At 42.9% G+C, this 17,476-nt stretch carries 17 protein-coding genes; all 17 read left to right on the forward strand.

The window, feature by feature from the left end:
- Nucleotides 1-30 precede the first annotated feature (30 nt).
- On the forward strand, nucleotides 31-1,104 hold the full coding sequence (gene prfA / locus VMW39_05015; GenBank protein ID HUW23370.1) for a peptide chain release factor 1: 1,074 nt from the start codon (nucleotides 31-33) through the stop codon (nucleotides 1,102-1,104).
- A 1-nt stretch (nucleotide 1,105) separates the two neighbouring features.
- Nucleotides 1,106-2,023 carry a peptide chain release factor N(5)-glutamine methyltransferase gene (gene prmC / locus VMW39_05020; GenBank protein HUW23371.1) on the forward strand — a complete coding sequence of 306 codons (918 nt, stop codon included), beginning with the start codon at nucleotides 1,106-1,108 and terminating at the stop codon, nucleotides 2,021-2,023.
- A 101-nt stretch (nucleotides 2,024-2,124) separates the two neighbouring features.
- Complete coding sequence (murA, locus tag VMW39_05025) at nucleotides 2,125-3,378, forward strand: UDP-N-acetylglucosamine 1-carboxyvinyltransferase (GenBank protein ID HUW23372.1); 1,254 nt, start codon at nucleotides 2,125-2,127, stop codon at nucleotides 3,376-3,378.
- Between the two features lie 446 nt (nucleotides 3,379-3,824).
- The gene (gene hisD, locus VMW39_05030) at nucleotides 3,825-5,003 is read left to right on the forward strand and encodes a histidinol dehydrogenase (GenBank protein HUW23373.1); all 1,179 of its coding nucleotides are present in this window, start codon (nucleotides 3,825-3,827) and stop codon (nucleotides 5,001-5,003) included.
- Between the two features lie 51 nt (nucleotides 5,004-5,054).
- Complete coding sequence (gene hisB, locus VMW39_05035) at nucleotides 5,055-5,645, forward strand: imidazoleglycerol-phosphate dehydratase HisB (GenBank protein HUW23374.1); 591 nt, start codon at nucleotides 5,055-5,057, stop codon at nucleotides 5,643-5,645.
- Between the two features lie 71 nt (nucleotides 5,646-5,716).
- Nucleotides 5,717-6,448, forward strand: coding sequence for a 1-(5-phosphoribosyl)-5-[(5-phosphoribosylamino)methylideneamino]imidazole-4-carboxamide isomerase (gene hisA / locus VMW39_05040; GenBank protein ID HUW23375.1), 732 nt, complete (start codon nucleotides 5,717-5,719; stop codon nucleotides 6,446-6,448).
- A 146-nt stretch (nucleotides 6,449-6,594) separates the two neighbouring features.
- Nucleotides 6,595-6,981: a phosphoribosyl-AMP cyclohydrolase gene (gene hisI / locus VMW39_05045; protein HUW23376.1), complete on the forward strand. Its 387-nt coding sequence runs from the start codon at nucleotides 6,595-6,597 to the stop codon at nucleotides 6,979-6,981.
- A gap of 60 nt (nucleotides 6,982-7,041) precedes the next feature.
- Nucleotides 7,042-8,532 (forward strand): anthranilate synthase component I, encoded by a 1,491-nt coding sequence (trpE, locus tag VMW39_05050; protein HUW23377.1) that lies wholly within the window; start codon nucleotides 7,042-7,044, stop codon nucleotides 8,530-8,532.
- Nucleotides 8,532-9,122 carry an aminodeoxychorismate/anthranilate synthase component II gene (locus VMW39_05055; protein ID HUW23378.1) on the forward strand — a complete coding sequence of 197 codons (591 nt, stop codon included), beginning with the start codon at nucleotides 8,532-8,534 and terminating at the stop codon, nucleotides 9,120-9,122. The genes trpE and VMW39_05055 overlap by 1 nt, the downstream gene beginning before the upstream one ends.
- Entirely contained in the window at nucleotides 9,119-10,174 is a 1,056-nt protein-coding gene (gene trpD / locus VMW39_05060; GenBank protein HUW23379.1) for an anthranilate phosphoribosyltransferase, read from the forward strand. Before VMW39_05055 ends, trpD begins: the two co-directional genes overlap by 4 nt.
- A 111-nt stretch (nucleotides 10,175-10,285) precedes the next feature.
- Nucleotides 10,286-11,062 (forward strand): indole-3-glycerol phosphate synthase TrpC, encoded by a 777-nt coding sequence (trpC, locus tag VMW39_05065; GenBank protein ID HUW23380.1) that lies wholly within the window; start codon nucleotides 10,286-10,288, stop codon nucleotides 11,060-11,062.
- A 20-nt stretch (nucleotides 11,063-11,082) separates the two neighbouring features.
- On the forward strand, nucleotides 11,083-12,438 hold the full coding sequence (locus VMW39_05070) for a TrpB-like pyridoxal phosphate-dependent enzyme (GenBank protein HUW23381.1): 1,356 nt from the start codon (nucleotides 11,083-11,085) through the stop codon (nucleotides 12,436-12,438).
- A gap of 155 nt (nucleotides 12,439-12,593) precedes the next feature.
- Nucleotides 12,594-13,229 (forward strand): phosphoribosylanthranilate isomerase, encoded by a 636-nt coding sequence (locus VMW39_05075; protein ID HUW23382.1) that lies wholly within the window; start codon nucleotides 12,594-12,596, stop codon nucleotides 13,227-13,229.
- Nucleotides 13,230-13,249: 20 nt separating this feature from the next.
- Nucleotides 13,250-14,425, forward strand: coding sequence for a tryptophan synthase subunit beta (gene trpB / locus VMW39_05080; protein HUW23383.1), 1,176 nt, complete (start codon nucleotides 13,250-13,252; stop codon nucleotides 14,423-14,425).
- Between the two features lie 264 nt (nucleotides 14,426-14,689).
- On the forward strand, nucleotides 14,690-15,490 hold the full coding sequence (gene trpA / locus VMW39_05085; protein ID HUW23384.1) for a tryptophan synthase subunit alpha: 801 nt from the start codon (nucleotides 14,690-14,692) through the stop codon (nucleotides 15,488-15,490).
- Nucleotide 15,491: 1 nt separating this feature from the next.
- Nucleotides 15,492-16,313, forward strand: coding sequence for an acetyl-CoA carboxylase, carboxyltransferase subunit beta (gene accD / locus VMW39_05090; GenBank protein ID HUW23385.1), 822 nt, complete (start codon nucleotides 15,492-15,494; stop codon nucleotides 16,311-16,313).
- A 174-nt stretch (nucleotides 16,314-16,487) separates the two neighbouring features.
- The coding region (locus VMW39_05095) for a Mur ligase family protein (GenBank protein HUW23386.1) at nucleotides 16,488-17,476 on the forward strand (989 nt) is incomplete at its 3' end.

Below are 17,476 nucleotides of genomic sequence, written 5' to 3' on the forward strand. Positions count from 1 at the left end.
GTGTTGATATACTGAGAACGGAGGGTTAAGGTGATAAAGAAACTACAAATCATTGAGACACGCTTTCAAGAATTGGAAAGATTGCTTAGCGACCCTAAAATCATTTCTGACAAGGAGACTTTTAAAAAATACGCGAAAGAACTGGCAGAGAAACAACCAATTGTTAATAAATTTAGGGAATTTAAAAATATTGAAAAGGGGATTTCTTCTACTCAGGAAGTTCTAATGAGCGAAGATGAAGAACTTGTGAAACTGGCAAAGAAGGAACTGGAAGGACTTGCCAAAAAAAGGAAGGAAGCGGAGAAGGAATTAAAATTATTACTTGTCGCTCCAGATGTGGATAAAGAAAAGAATATTATCCTGGAGATCCGGGCTGGAACAGGAGGACAGGAGGCATCTCTATTTGCTGGCGACCTGTTTCGAATGTATAGTCGGTATGCTCAAAGAAGAGGTTTTAAGGTAGAAATTTTGGACTCTCATCCCACGGAACTGGGTGGTTTTAAGGAGGTCGTTTTCGGTATAGAGGGGAAAGGTGCTTATGGTGATTTTCAATATGAGGGAGGCGTTCACAGGGTTCAACGGGTGCCGGTGACAGAGGCCAGCGGTAGAATTCATACCTCAGCAGTGACCGTAGCGGTTATGCCAGAGGCGAAAGAAGTGGAAGTCAAAATAGCCCCCGATGTTTTGAGAATAGATACGTTCTGTTCCTCTGGCAAAGGAGGCCAGAGTGTAAACACCACTTACTCAGCAGTGAGGATTACTCATCTTCCCACAGGACTGGTAGCTCAATGCCAGGATGAGAGGTCCCAGTTGAAGAATAAAGCTAAGGCAATGAAGGTCTTACGCGCCAGGTTGTTAGCAAAGATTCGGCAAGAAGAGGACCACGCTCTGTCAGCAAAGAGAAAACAACAGGTTGGTACTGGGGATCGTAGTGAAAAGATAAGGACTTACAATTTTCCTCAGGATCGACTAACCGACCACAGAATAGGCTTAACCCAACATAATCTCAATGATATTATGGCTGGAAATCTTAATCGAATTATTGAAAAATTGAAAGAAACTTTTGAGGAAAGGCAATTCGAAGAAAGAGAAAGTCGAGGGTAAGTTGGTTAAGCAGTATACAGTTTCAGAAATTTTAGATAAAGTTACCAGCTACCTAAAGAGAGAAGGAATACCTGAACCAGGGATTGATGCTGGAGTTTTGCTGGCACACGTTTTGGAAATAGAGAGGTTGGAAATATATTTGAATCTCGACTGCCGGGTAACTAAGAAGGAATTATTAGCTTATAAAAAGTTAATTGAAAGAAGGGTCAAGCGGGAACCTGTAGCCTTTATTGTTGGCTATAAGGAATTTATGGGATTGAAGTTTTTTTTGAATAAGCATGTTTTAATTCCCAGGCCGGAGACAGAAATTCTGGTGGAAAAGGTAATAGAGAAAGCGCAGAATATTAGGAAGTCGGAAAGTTATGGATATGGGAGAGATAGTTCTTTGACCATTGTGGATCTTTGTACCGGGAGCGGGAACATCGCCATAAGTCTTGCCAGAAATATCGCATCCTGCAAAATTTATGCTATTGACATAAGCAAAGGCGCTATACAGGTTGCTCGGAGAAATGCAAGGTTTCATAAGGTTGAAGGAAGAGTAGAATTTCTTTTGGGAGACCTGTTCAGTCCCTTAGAAGAGCTTAACTCAGATTTAGCAGTAGATTTTGTAGTGAGTAATCCTCCTTATGTTAAGTCGAGGGATTTAGTTCTGCTTCCGCCTGAGATTAAGAAAGAGCCTCTTTCTGCATTGGAAGGAGGAAATGAGGGTCTCAACTTCTATCAGCGCATAATCCCGGAGGCCTTAAAATATTTAATTGATGGTGGCTACCTAATTATGGAAATTGGAGATTATCAAGGGAAAGCAGTGATGAATCTTATTAAAAAAGAGAAACAGTTCTATCCATCCCAATTAGTTAAAGATTACGCTGGACTGGATAGAGTGGTTGTGGCGCAGAAATTAAGAAAATGGGGTCAGTAAGAAAATGGGGTCAGCTCTATTTTTGATTCATTAAAATAGTTAAATAGAATTGTGATAAGGCCAAAAATAGAACTGACCCCATTTTCTTTAAGGAGGAAAGAGTGGAAAAGATTCTCATTACTGGGGGAAAGAAACTCTCTGGCATGGTGAAAATCAGTGGTTCCAAAAATGCCTCTTTGCCAATACTGGTCGCTACTCTTTTGACGGATGAGGACTGTATGGTGAAGAATGTGCCTCATCTCCAGGATGTGGAGACGATTTTGGCGTTGTTGAGAATTTTAGGGAAGAGAGTTTCTTACCATAATAAAAGGATAAGAATTTCTTCTACCCATAGACTGGATAGTGAAGCTCCCTATGAGTTGGTAAAAAAGATGAGAGCTTCTATCTTGGTAATGGGTCCTCTCTTGGGCAGGCTTGGTCGAGTGAGAGCCTCTTTGCCCGGAGGATGCGCTATTGGGGCCCGTCCTATTAATCTACACCTTCGAGGGTTTAGGAAGCTGGGAGCAAAGGTGAGTTTGGAAAGAGGATATGTTCAGCTGGATGCTCCTAGGCTTCATGGAGCAAGTATATCTTTAGATTTTCCCAGTGTAGGGGCAACAGAAAATTTGATGATGGCGGCAACGAGAGCTAAAGGAAGAACGGTCATAGAAAATGCTGCTTCCGAACCAGAAATCCAGGACTTGGCCGACTTTTTAAATAAGATGGGGGCTAAGATTAAAGGCGCAGGGACCAATATTATTGAAATTGAAGGTGTAAATGTACTTTCTGGCACGGTTCATGAGGTTATTCCTGACCGAATAGAGACAGGTACGTTTATGGTAGCAGCAGCAGTCACCGGAGGGAATGTGGCTATTCGCGGGGCAGGTTCCGAGCACCTGGAAGCAGTGATAACCAAACTTAGAGAAGCTGGGGCAAAGATTACCTTAAATAATAGAGAAATTAGAGTTACCTCAGGAAAAAATCTTAGGGCGACCGATATTGAGACAATTCCTTATCCTGGCTTTCCTACTGATATGCAGGCCCAATGGATGGTACTGATGAGTCTCGCTAAAGGTACCAGTATAATTACAGAAACTGTATTTGAGAATAGATTTCTTCATGTTGGCGAACTTCAAAGAATGGGATCTAATATCCAGGTTAAAGGCAATAGTGCAATTGTTAAAGGCGTTCCTAAGCTCAGTGGCGCTCCCGTAGTGGCTGCGGACTTGAGAGCTTCGGCAGCATTGATTCTGGCAGCCCTGGCTGCAGAAGGAAAAACTGAGATATTTGGAGTTAGCCATCTCGACCGGGGTTACGAAGATATCGAGAAAAAGTTGAAGCGTTTAGGAGCAAGAATAAAAAGAATAAAAGGATAAGACATTAAAAGATAGTTTGTTCATCACTGAGGAATTTCTTAACGCCAAAAAACTTCGGACTCTGCAGGGCGCAAAAATAAACTCACCCCGATAAATCGGGGTTCGAACAAATTTTTGCTTGAAAGAGAAAAGGTGAAGCATTCCGATTTTCAATCGGGATGCGGATTAGGGGGTTTGGGGGAAATAATCTGGTTTCCCCCAAGGAGTCGCTGGAGCGACGAATAAGGAGCTCCGTGTTAGCGACGGGCGCGAGACGGTGAGCGCCCCGGAAGACAGAGAATCCCGATGGAATCGGGGTGAACGCCAGAGGGGTGAAACCCCTATGGAAGTGTTTCCTCGGGGAACACTTGTCCTCGTTTTTTGGCTGAAATTCCAATATCTTCACAAACTATCTTTTAAACGTTGGCGAGGAGAAAGTCTGCGTGGGAAAGGAGTAGCGAAAAGGTTTGAAAACAATAGAAAAGAAAGTTAGAGAAATTATAGACAGGGTGAAGAATCAAGGCGACAAAGCTTTACTCTTTTATACAAAGAAATATGATGGTCTTCTATTAAAGCCAGCCGAATTGAGAGTGAAAAAAAGAGAGATTGACAGAGCTTTCCAGAAGGTTGGCTTAAATTTTATTAGGTTAATAGAAAGAGCAAAGAAAAATGTAGAAAAATTCCACCTTGGCGAATACAGGCAGATTACAAAAAAAAGTCGGCAATTATCAAAAACCACCTTGAAAGGGGTTCGCTTTCTTGAGCTCTGGCGTCCCGTTGAGAAAGTGGGAGTCTATGTGCCTGGGGGAAAATTTGCTTACCCCTCTTCAGTGCTGATGACCATTGTGCCGGCAAAAGTAGCAGGCGTTGACAGGATTGCCATGGCTTCTCCTCCAGGGAAATTGAATTCTGAGGTTTTGGTGGCTGCCCGGATATGCGGGGTAGAGGAAATCTATAGAGTTGGCGGCGCCCAGGCAATTGCATCTTTTGCTTACGGAACTAGGACTATTCCTAAAGTGGATAAGATTGTGGGACCGGGAAATGTGTATGTGACTACTGCTAAGAGGCTTCTGTTTGGCGATGTAGGAATTGATATGTTGGCTGGTCCTTCGGAAATACTGATTATTGCTGACGGGAATGCCAATCCTGACTATATAGTATCCGACTTATTAGCACAGGTAGAACATGGTGGGGGTGCCACTGCCCGGTTAATCACCACTTCAAGAAAAATAAGAAATATTGTTCGGAAGAAAGTGAAAAGAAAAGGAGTCCACCTGATGTGGGTGGGGAGTATCAAAGAAGCTGTACGCCTTGCCAACGAATTCGCTCCAGAACATCTGGAAATTCTGACAGATAAGCCGGAGAGAATTTTACCTGAGATTAAGAATGCAGGGGAAATATTTCTTGGCAATTGGTCTCCTGTTGCCATTGGTGACTATTATGCAGGGTCAAGTCATGTCTTGCCTACAGGAGGTAGCGCGAGATTCTCTTCAGGATTGTCGGTCAAAGATTTTTTGAAAAGAATGGTAGTAGTAGCGTGTTCGGAGAGAGGGTTGAGAAGTTCAGCTCGAGATATAATCAATTTTGCAAAGGTGGAAGGAATGGGAAGGCATGCAGAGTCAATAAAAGTAAGACTGAAAAAGTGACAATGTTGGAGTAGCGAAGCGGAGCTTCGCGCAGATAAAGTTGGAGGTGAAATGAGAAAGTCAAAGATAGATAGAAGAACCAAGGAAACAAGGATTCGATTGGAGTTAAACTTAGATGGTAAGGGAAGTTATCAGATAAATACGCCAATCCCATTTCTCGACCATATGCTGGAACTCGTGGCAAGATTCGGTTGCATTGATCTGAAGATAAAAGCTTCAGGTGATGTCCGCATTGATGACCATCATACTACGGAAGATTTAGGAATCTCTCTGGGACAGGCGATAAAGAAAGCATTGGGAAAAAAGGAGAGAATATCTCGCTATGGTTTCTCCCTGGTGCCAATGGATGAGGCGCTTTCAGAAATCTCTTTAGATATCTCTAATAGGCCTTATTTGGTATTCAATGTTAAGTTTAGAAGAGAAACTAAGAAGAGAGAAGAGTTCAATTTTGCACTAATTGAGGATTTCTTTCGAGCATTATGTATTAATGCAGGTATTACTTTGCACGTTAATTTAAGGTATGGCAGGAACAACCATCACATTGCTGAGTCAATCTTTAAAGGCTTTGGATTAGCTTTGCGCGAAGCGGTTAAGATAAATCCAAAGTTAAAAGGGATTCCTTCAACCAAAGGTCGAATATAAAGTAGCTGCAGAGCGAAGCTCTGCGGTAGAAAGGCGTAGCGGAGCAAAGCTCCGCGTTGTAGGGGGGAAGTATGCTTGTTATTCCAGCTATTGACATTCGGGGTGGAAACTGTGTTCGCCTGGTCCAGGGGAAATTAGAACAGGAGACTATATTTTCTAAGGACCCTCTCTTTGTGGCGAAGCTTTGGCAGGCTCAGGGAGCAAAAAGGATCCACATAGTCGACCTCGATGGCGCCTTCTCTGGTGTAATCCAGAATCTTGAGCTGATTGTGAAAATTGCAAAGAGTATTAATGTTCCTGTAGAAGTGGGTGGTGGTATACGAGATATGGATACTATTAAGAGAGTATTATCCGGTGGTGTAGCTAAAGTTATCCTGGGCACTTCGGCAATTTATAATACAGAGACAGTAAAAGAAGCATTAAAAAAGTTTGGGGATAAAATTATAATAAGCATAGATTCATTAGGCGGAAAAGTAGCTATTGGGGGTTGGAAAGAAATTACTGCTGTTCGGTCGATGATTCTGGCTAAAAGGGTAGAAGAGATGGGAGTGAAAGAGATAATCTTTACCGATATAAAGAAGGATGGAATGTTGAAAGGTCCCAATGTGAAGGGGATAAAGGCTTTCGCTGAGAAGGTTAGAATTCCAGTTATTGCCTGTGGCGGTATCTCCACCTTAGATGATGTAAAGAGAATTAAGGAACTGGAAAAAGACGGTGTTTCCGGCATGATTATTGGAAAGGCGCTATATACAGATGACATAAAGCTCCAGGAGGCTATGGAAATAGCAGAAAAGGGAGGATGAAGGGATAGTTATCGGAGTCGCTCGGTTAGTAAAACCTCGCTCAAATTCCGCCAGCGCTCATGTGAAACCTGGCGGAATTAAAGCTCCTGCAACTATCCCTTCATCCTTGGGGTGGTAAGAGGTAGAGAAAGTTTTGGGAGGTAACAATGAAGTTTATAGAAGAATTGAAATTTGATAGTCAAGGTTTGATTCCAGCAATAGTGCAGGATTATGAAGATGGTCAGATTTTGATGCTGGCTTATATGAATGCAGAGTCTTTAGAAAAGACAATAGCCACTGGAAAGACCTGTTTTTGGCGTCGTTCCCAAGGGAGACTGTGGACTAAAGGGGAAAAATCAGGACATTTTCAGGAGGTCAAAGAGATTTTTTTAGATTGTGATGGTGATACACTATTGGTAAAAGTGAAACAACTTGGCGATGCTGCCTGCCACACGGGATACAGGTCGTGTTTCTTCAGGAAGGTTAATAAAAAAGGAGAATATGATATTGTTGGGGAAAAAGTTTTTGACCCCAGTAAAGTCTATAAGAAATAGGGGCTGATTCATTACGCAGGTTAAAACCTGCTACTCCGATGAAATAAATAAAAGGGATTTATGTTCCATCCAAGTTTTAGTCAATTCAAAAGATTAGCAAAAAAAGGAAATTTACTTCCCGTCTATAAAGAAATCCTCGCCGATATGGAAACGCCGGTCTCTGCATTCACCAAAGTTGGTATGGGAAAGCATGCCTATCTTCTGGAAAGTGTTGAAGGGGGAGAAAAGTTGGGAAGGTACTCCTTCTTATCCAGTAGCCCGGCATTAATTTTTGAGAGTAAAGGGAGAAAAGTTACTTTGAGTCTTAAGGCTTCAGTAATGCGGCAAGTGAAAGAGACAGACAATCCTCTTGAAGAATTGAAGAAAATCATGCAGAAATACAAGCCAGTAGAAGTGGAAGGGCTACCTCGATTCTACGGAGGAGCTGTAGGTTATATTGGATACGATATGGTAAAGTTCATTGAAGATATTCCCAGCACTAATCCTGATGACCTCGACTTGCCTGATTGTAAATTTATATTTACAGATAATCTCTTAATCTTCGACCACGTAGCCCATACAATTAAAGTTGTTTCCTGCGTCCATTTAGATAGAGAAAAAAGTAATCTAAAGACCTTGTATAATGAAGCGTGCAGGAAGATTGAAAAGTTAATAACTGAGTTGAGAAAGAAACCAAAGAAGAGACCTAAAGCAAGACGGTCAAGAAGCTCAAAGATAATCCTGGAATCGAATTTTACCAGAAACGGTTTTGAGAGGATTGTGGAAAGGGCTAAGGAATATATAAGACGAGGAGACATTATCCAGACTGTTCTGTCTCAGAGGTTACAAACAAAGGTTAGTGCGCATCCCTTCGATATTTATCGAGCACTGAGAGTTATCAATCCTTCACCTTATATGTATTATCTCTCGCTGGGAGGGATGAATCTTGTCGGTTCTTCACCGGAAATTCTCGTCAGACAGGAGGGAAGAATAGTTGAAGTTCGACCTATAGCAGGTACCAGACCGCGAGGGAAAGACGAATTTGAGGATAAGAAATTAGAAAGAGAATTGCTCAAGAGTTCCAAAGAGAGAGCAGAACATCTTATGCTGGTTGACCTGGGAAGGAATGACATTGGTCGGGTCTGTGAGTATGGTAGCGTTAAAGTGCCAGAATTGATGGTTGTTGAGAGGTATTCCCATGTAATGCATATTGTTTCAGGAGTGGTTGGTAAACTAAAAAGAGGAATGGATAGCTTCGATGTCCTTAGAGCCTGTTTCCCCGCGGGCACAGTTTCCGGAGCGCCAAAGGTCAGGGCAATGGAAATAATAGAGGAGTTGGAAAATTTAAGAAGAGGACCCTATGCGGGAGCAGTTGGATATTTCAGCTTTCAGGGAAACATGGATATGGCGATTACCATTAGGACGATCCTGATAAAGGGAAAAGAGGCTTTTCTACAGGCCGGGGCAGGAATTGTGGCTGATTCCATTCCTAAAAATGAATATGAGGAAACAATAAATAAAGCAAAGGCATTATTTGAAGCGATTGAAATGGCAGAGAAAGGGCTTGAATAATGATTCTGGTAATCGATAATTATGACTCTTTTGTCTATAACCTCGTACAGTATTTAGGAGAAATGGGGGAGAGATTGAAGGTTTTTCGGAATGATAAACTCTCCCTTTCAGATATTGATAAATTAGCACCAGAAAAAATAATTATTTCTCCCGGCCCGGGTAGACCCGAAGATGCCGGGATATCCTGCAGTCTAATAAAGGAGTTTGCAAGAAAAATTCCCATCCTGGGAGTCTGTCTTGGGCACCAGTGCATTGGCTATGCTTTGGGAGGAGAAGTAGTTAGGGCAGGAAGGATTATGCATGGTAAGACTTCCCTGGTTTACCATAACCAGAAAGGAATATTCGAAGGGATTACCAATCCTTTCGAGGCAACACGTTACCATTCGCTGATTGTAAAGGCAGATAACCTGCCTGAATGTTTGGAGATTATTGCTCAGACTGACAGAAAAGAGATTATGGGGATTAAACATAAAGACTACTCGATTTGGGGAGTCCAGTTCCATCCAGAATCTATTCTCACTAAAGAAGGAAAGAAGCTCTTAAGAAATTTTTTAGAAATGGCAGAGACTTCTCAAAGGAGAAGAGAATGATTAAGGAAGCAATTGCCAAAGTAGTAAAAGGTGAAAACCTCGAAGAAAAAGAAGCAGTTCAAGTAATGGAAGAGATTATGTCAGGTAAGTGTACCGATGCCCAGATTGGAGCTTTCATTACCGCCCTGAGAATCAAGGGAGAGACTGTGGAAGAGATAACAGGATGTGCCAAAGTGATGCGGGCTAAGGCGACTAAAATTAATGTATTGCCAGAGGTAGACATAGATCGGGATGAAATCAACATCGATTGGGAGACAATAGTGGATACCTGTGGCACAGGGGGCACAGGGACGAACACCTTTAACATTTCTACCACCACAGCGTTTGTGGTGGCTGGATGTGGTCTCAGGGTGGCTAAACACGGAAACAGGGGAGTCTCCTCAAGTTGTGGAAGTGCCGATGTTATAAAGGGTCTAGGAGTGAACCTCGATGTTCCTCCTGAGGTAGTTGCCAAGTGCCTGAGGGAGATTGGGATAGGTTTTCTCTACGCTCCTCTCTTTCACGGAGCTATGAAATATGCTATAGGTCCCCGACGAGAAATAGGTCTTCGTACTGTATTTAATATTCTCGGTCCTTTAACTAATCCCGCCGGTGCCACAGCTCAGGTTCTGGGAGTTTACGATGGTGAACTCACAGAAATGATGGCTCACGTGTTGAACAACTTGGGAGTAAAGAGAGCCTTCGTTGTCCACGGTTTAGATACTTTAGATGAGATTACGATTACTGGCCCAACTAAAGTTTCTGAATTAAAAAAGAAAAAGGTGGAAACTTACCATATCAGGCCGGAGGATTTCGGTCTTTCTGTCGCCCATCCTAGCGAAATAAAGGGAGGCGGAGTTGAAGAGAACGTTGGGATAGTTTATTCAATTCTTAAAGGCAAGAAAGGTGCACAGCGGAACGTCGTTCTCCTGAACGCCTCTGCTGCTCTTGTGGCTGGAGGAAAAGCAAAAGATTTTAAAGAAGGGATTAGACTGGCTGAAGATTCAATCGATTCCGGCAAGGCAATGAAAAAGTTGGAGCTCTTAAAGGAATACACCACCAAAGCCGCATAGAATTATAACTGTAGTGTAGGACTTTATGCCCGTAATAGTTTTGGTCGCGTAGGGGCGACCATAAAGGGCTACACTACCTTATACCCATCAGTTGCTCAACGGCTTAATGTTATGGATATTTTAGGGAAGATAGTCTCTTATAAGAAAGAGAAGGTGGCTGAAAAGAAGAAAAAGATTCCCCTGGGTAAACTGAAGGATAGAATTAATAAGCTTCCTCCAGCCAGAGATTTTAAGGGAGCAATTTCTCTTCCAGGAAAAATAAATCTAATCTGCGAGATTAAAAGAGCTTCTCCTTCCAGTGGCCTCATTTGTAGAGAGTTTTATCCCCAAAAGATAGCCCAGACCTATGAGAAAAATGGTGCAGGGGCTATTTCTGTATTGACAGAAGATAAGTATTTTCAGGGAGATATCCTTCATCTCTTCTCTGTTAAACAGAGCGTTAACATTCCCATTCTACGTAAGGACTTTATTATTGACGAATACCAACTCTATGAATCGAGAGCTTTTGGTGCGGATGCTGTTCTTTTGATTGCTTTTCTTCTGGATGGTAAACAGATAGGCGAATTTATAAAGATAAGTAAAGATATAGGAATGGAAACTCTGGTTGAGGTTCATTGTGAGGAAGACCTGGAGAAAGTCCTCTCCACTCCTGCAGAGATTATCGGGATAAATAATCGCAATCTGAAAGATTTCACTGTTGACCTTAATGTAACCAAAAATTTAAAGAAGAAGATTCCGAAGGAAAAGATAGTTGTTTCCGAAAGCGGTATCAAAACGAGAGATGACGTTTTGTTGTTGAAAAATACAGGAGTAAATGCTATATTGATTGGACAAGTCTTACTGGAAAGCGAAGACATCGGTAAGAAATTGGAGGAATTGAGGATTTAAAATCATAAAAGGAGGTGGGTATGGAACAGACGAAGATCATTCTATCAGAAAAGGAGATTCCCCAAGCCTGGTACAACATCCAGCCGGACCTGCCAGAACCTCTGGCTCCACCATTGCATCCCAAGACTTTTAAGCCATTGGGACCTGAGGACCTGGCACCTCTCTTTCCTATGGAGTTGATTAAACAGGAGGTTAGCCAGGAGCGCTGGATCGATATACCGGATGAGGTTCTCAATGTCTATAAGATGTGGAGACCGACACCTTTACATCGAGCTTATAGGTTAGAAAAAGCACTGAATACTCCTGCAAGAATCTATTACAAGAATGAGAGCGTAAGTCCTCCGGGAAGCCATAAGCCAAACACAGCAGTTGCTCAAGCCTACTACAACAAAAAGGAGGGAGTAAAAAGAATTGCTACCGAGACAGGAGCAGGGCAGTGGGGAAGTGCCCTTGCTTTTGGTTGTAACATCTTCGGACTGAAATGCACAGTTTATATGGTAAAAGTGAGTTATCAGCAGAAGCCTTACCGGAGGGTGTTAATGGAGACATGGGGGGCAGAAGTCCATCCCTCGCCGACTAATTCAACCAATGCTGGAAGAAGTATCCTGGAGAAAGACCCCAAGTGTCCAGGCAGCCTGGGTATTGCCATATCAGAAGCAGTCGAAGATGCAGTTACACATGACGATACTAAGTATTCTCTGGGCAGTGTTTTGAATCACGTTCTCTTACATCAAACTGTTGTGGGACTGGAGCTTAAAAAACAGTTGAAACTGGCTGAGGAAAAGCCCGATATTCTAATAGGATGTGTAGGTGGAGGGTCCAATTTTGCCGGGTTCTGTTTCCCATTTGTTAAAGATAAACTGCAAGGTAAAAAGATACAGATAATTGCCTGCGAGCCTGAGGCGTGTCCCACTTTAACCAGAGGTCCTTACCGATACGACTTTGGAGATACTGCTTGCACAGCTCCGGTGGTAAAAATGTTTACTCTGGGCCATTCATTTATTCCTCCTGGAATCCATGCCGGTGGACTGAGGTATCATGGTGATGCTCCCTTGGTTTGCCTTCTGGTGAACAAAGGAATTATTGAGGCTAGAGCATACCATCAGAATCCTGTATTTGAAGCAGCTGTTCTCTTTGCTCGCACTGAAGGCATCCTTCCTGCTCCAGAAACAGCCCATTGTATAAAGGCAGCAGTGGATGAAGCGAAAAAATGTAAAGAGACAGGGGAAGAGAAATGCATCGTGATAGCCTTTAGTGGACACGGACACTTCGACCTTGCTGCCTATGATGCTTACCTGGGTAAGAAATTAGAGGATTACGCCTATCCAGAAGAGAAGATAAAAGAGGCTCTAGCAGCAATTCCGGCAATCGGGTGAAAAAGTCTGGAGTCCTTCGGACAAGGAGGGATTCTGAGCGCCAATGTAGGGGTCCTGATGTATCGGGGTGGTTGCCCGAGGGACGGCACAGAGCCCGTCCCCTACAGGAAATGATGTAGGGGCGACACTCCGTGGTCGCCCGAGGGTTAGTATTGATGGTCAGGATAAAAATTTGTGGCATTACTAATGAGAAGGATGCCTTGTGGGCAGTCAATCTGGGAGTCGATTACATAGGCTTCAATTTTTACAAGAATAGCCCTCGCAAAATTTCTCCAAAATTGGTAGCCCAGATTATTGGAAAACTCCCCTCCTTCACCCAGCCTGTGGGCGTTTTTGTAAACGAAGAGATGAAAGCAGTCAAGAGGATTGCCGAAAAATGCAGGCTCAATCTGGTGCAGTTTCATGGTGAGGAGAGCCCTGAATACTGTCGAGAGTTGCAAGCGCAGAGTCCGAGACTAAAGATAATTAAAGCATTCAGGATAAGAAATAAAGAAAGTCTGGAAGGGATGGAAAAGTACAGTGTAGATTATTATCTTCTTGATTCCTATGTTTCGGGGATAGAGGGAGGGACGGGAGAAGTTTTTAACTGGGATCTGGCAGCGGAGGCAAAGCAGTTTGACAAGCCAGTATTTCTGGCGGGAGGTCTTACTCCTGATAACATAACTCAAGCTATAGAAAAGGTTAATCCCTATGGTGTAGATGTAGCCAGTGGTGTAGAGAGGACTCCCCGACGAAAAGATTACGACCTCATGCGTGAATTCATAAATCGAATTAGAACAAAAAAACTATAACTGCACGTGGAAATATGAATATGGAAAAGGTTTTACCAGACAAGTCAGGCTATTTCGGTATCTTTGGAGGAAAGTTTGTTCCCGAGACCTTGATGTCTGTCCTCAAGGAGCTTGAGCGAGTTTACAATAGGGCAAAGAGGGACAAAAGTTTTAAGGATGAACTCAAATACTACCTCTCGGAATATGGGGGAAGACCCACACCATTATATTTTGCCAGAAACCTGACAGAGAAGCTGGGTGGTGCGAAGATATATCTTAAAAGAGAAGACCTCTGCCATACGGGCGCCCACAAGATAAATAATACTCTTGGTCAGGCACTTTTGGCAAAGAGGATGGGTAAGAGAAGAATCATTGCTGAGACAGGAGCTGGTCAACACGGAGTAGCCACAGCTACTGTTTCTGCCCTTTTAGGACTGGAATGCGAAATTTATATGGGAACTGAGGATATAAAGAGGCAATCGCTTAATGTTTTTAAGATGGAACTTTTAGGAGCGAAAGTTATTCCAGTCTCTTCGGGAACTAAAACCTTAAAGGATGCAATCAACGAGACGATTAGGGACTGGGTTGCCAATGTAAGAACAACGCATTATCTTTTAGGCTCCTGTGTTGGTCCGCATCCTTATCCCATGATGGTAAGGGATTTTCAGTCAGTTATTGGTAAGGAGGTCAAGCGCCAGATACGGGAAAAGGAAGGACGGTTGCCCGATTATTTGATAGCCTGTGTGGGCGGTGGAAGTAACTCTCTTGGCTTATTTCACCCTTTTTATAAAGATGCAGTAAAGTTTATCGGAGTGGAAGCAGCTGGGTTAGGAATAAAAAGTGGCAGACACGCTGCTTCTCTATATGCGGGAGAGATAGGAATACTGCATGGTTCAAAGAGTTATGTTCTCCATGACAGCAATGGGCAAATTCTTCCCACACATTCTGTTGCTCCTGGCTTAGATTATCCAGGAGTTGGACCTGAACACAGTTTTTATAAGAAGACAGGCCGTGCCGATTACTTTGCTGTTACGGATAAGGAGGCACTGGAGGCTTTCCACCTACTCTCTGAAACCGAAGGCATTATTCCCGCGCTGGAACCGGCTCACGCTTTGGCCTACTTGATGAAAATAGCGAAGGATACTAATAAAGATGAGATAATTGTTCTTTGTCTCTCCGGTCGGGGAGATAAAGATGTAGAGATAGTTAAGGGATGAAGGGATAGTTATCGGAGGCGCTCGGCTAGAGCCTCGCTCAAAATCGACCAGCGCTGGGGCTTTACCTGGCCGATTTAAAGCTCCTGCAACTATCCCTTCATCCCCGGCGTATTGGAAGGTTGGGATAGTTATCGGAGGCGCTCGGCTCTTCACAAACTATCTTTCAAATGTGTAGTTGTAGCTGCAGAGCGAAGCTCTGCGTCTGGAATCCTCCCGAAAGGGAGGGATAAATTAGGACCTTGCTTTCGCAAGGAGTCCACTGCTATGAACAGGATTGACAGTAAATTTGGAGAGTTAAACAGAGAGGGTAGAAAGGCTTTAATCACTTTTATTACTGCCGGTGACCCAGATTTAGATACGACCTTTGAGTTAGTTTTGGAGATGGAGAGGAAAGGCGCAGATGTCGTTGAGTTAGGTGTCCCTTTCTCTGACCCCTTGGCTGATGGCGCTACCATTCAGAGAGCATCCCAGAGAGCGTTAAATAATAAGGTAAGATTAAGAGATATACTCAAATTGGTCTATAAATTGAGAAGGAAGACAGAGATTCCCATCGTTCTGATGAGTTATTTGAATCCTATTTACAAGTATGGGTTGGAAGAATTTGCCACAACGTGTAGAAAAACGGGCGTAGATGGGGTTATCATTCCCGACCTTGTGCCCGAAGAAGCAGAAGAGTGGCTGACGGTGGCGCGGTTGAATAAATTATCTACGATTTTTCTGGCTGCTCCCACTAGCCCGCTGGAGAGGATAAAAAAGATTGCCAGCAAAAGCACCGGCTTCTTATATTATGTATCTTTAACTGGTGTGACCGGTGCTCGCGATAAATTGAATAGCAATATAATTGAGGCTTTAAAAGCTATTAAAAGGATAACTAATAAACCTGTAGCCTGCGGCTTTGGAATCTCCAATCCCCAACAGGCACGAAAAGTATCCAGATATAGCGATGGTGTTATTGTGGGTAGTGCGATTATAGATTTGATTGAAAAGAGCACCACCAGAAAGGCTATATTAAGGAATGTGGGTAATTTTGTTGCATCTTTACACCAGAAAATGGTAGGTGATTAGTATGCCAGTTGAAGAACCCGGTGGTAAAAAGAGTGTGCCAGGTGGTCTGTGGACGAAGTGTGAAAAGTGTAACGAGATAATTTATAACAAGGAACTGGAAAAGAATTTTAAGATTTGTCCTAAGTGTGGTTATTACTTTCGATTGACGCCAAAACAGCGCATTAGGTTACTTCTGGACAGAGGAAGTTTCCGGGAGAATTACGCCAATCTTAAACCTAGCGACCCCCTGGGGTTTGTTGCTGTTCAGTCTTACAAAAACAAGGTGAAGCAAGACCAGAAGAAGACAGGATCGATTGAGGCAGTTATTAGTGGCGAAGGTAGAATAGGCAAACACAAGGTAGCTATAGCTATTTTAGATTTTGACTTCATGGGCGGGAGTATGGCTTCCGTGGTGGGGGAAAAGGTGACTCGCCTAATCGAAAAAGCAATCAAGAAAAGAATTCCGGTAGTTATTGTCTCTTCTTCCGGTGGGGCAAGGATGCAGGAAGGAGTTCTTTCCCTAATGCAGATGGCAAAGACAAGTGCAGCCCTGGGTCTTTTAGATCGGGGAAAGATACCCTTTATTTCCATTTTAACTAATCCTACTACAGGCGGGGTAAGTGCAAGTTTTGCCATGTTGGGTGATGTAATTATTGCCGAACCCAGAGCACTTATCGGCTTTGCTGGCCCGCGGGTTATCGAACAGACCATAAGGCAAAAATTACCTGAGGGATTTCAGACTTCAGAATTCTTATTAAAACATGGTTTAATAGATATGATAGTGGAAAGGAAAGATTTAAAGAACACTATTGTTAGAATATTAAATCTTTTTTCATCCAGATAAACCAAAATTGATGCCCTAATATTTTATAGTAGTGTAGCCCTTTATGGGTGTAATCCCTACGGGGACACGTCCTTGGGCGACCATAAAGGTCGCCCCTACGCGACCAAAACTATTACGGGCATAAAACCCTACACTACTTAGCCATAGACAAATTATCTCCTAAAAAATTGCAATATGACCTACCCCCAGGTTTTAGATTACCTCTCGGCTTCAGAGCATTTAGGTATAAGGTTTGGACTCTCTAATATTAGGAAGCTTTTGAGAGCCACTGGCATTGATGATGAGAAATTCCGGATAATCCATATTACCGGGACAAACGGAAAAGGGTCAGTGGCTATTTTTCTCTCCAGCATTCTTAGAGAAGCTGGATTCAAGGTCGGCCTGTATACTTCGCCTCATTTAATCGATTTTCGGGAACGCATTCAAGTAGATGGGAGATATATTTCCAAGAAGGAAGTTAGCGAACTCCTCTCTCAGTTACTGTTTTTTATCAGAACTCCTCGCGCAAAATTCTCCCTGGAGCCGACCTATTTTGAAATAATAACAGCCCTGGCGCTCCAATACTTTTCTCAAGCCAAGGTGGAAATAGCCATCTTAGAAGTGGGCATGGGCGGCCGTTTAGATGCCACAAATGTATTCAACCATTCCCTGGTCTCAATCATCACCAATATTAATCATGAGCATACGGAGTATTTGGGCAAAAGAATTTCTGATATCTCTCGAGAAAAAGCAGGAATTATAAAAAATAATGGAATCGTAATTACTGGAGTGGAACAGAAAAGAGCTCTGGGAATAATAAAAGGAGTATGTCAGAAGAAAAAAACAAGATTATTCCGTTTAGGAAAAGATATCAAAGTCCAATACGTAAATCAAAGAAAAGATACCAATAATTTTTGCGATTCCCAGATGTTCAATTACCAGGGAATCTTTGATAGTTTCAGAGATTTGAAGATAAAACTTTTAGGGAGACACCAGATAGAGAATGCGGCTTTGGCCCTGGGTGCAATCGAAGGATTAAGATTGAGAGGAATCCGCGTGGCGGAGAACCATTTGAGAAAGGGGCTGGAGAAAGCGACCTGGTCGGGGAGATTGGAAGTTTTAAATTATGTCAACCGGAAAGGAAAGAATTGTAGGGTAGTGTTAGATGGTGCGCATAATCCATC

It is taken from the genome of bacterium, assembly GCA_035530055.1.
Lineage (GTDB): Bacteria > UBA6262 > WVXT01 > WVXT01 > WVXT01 > WVXT01.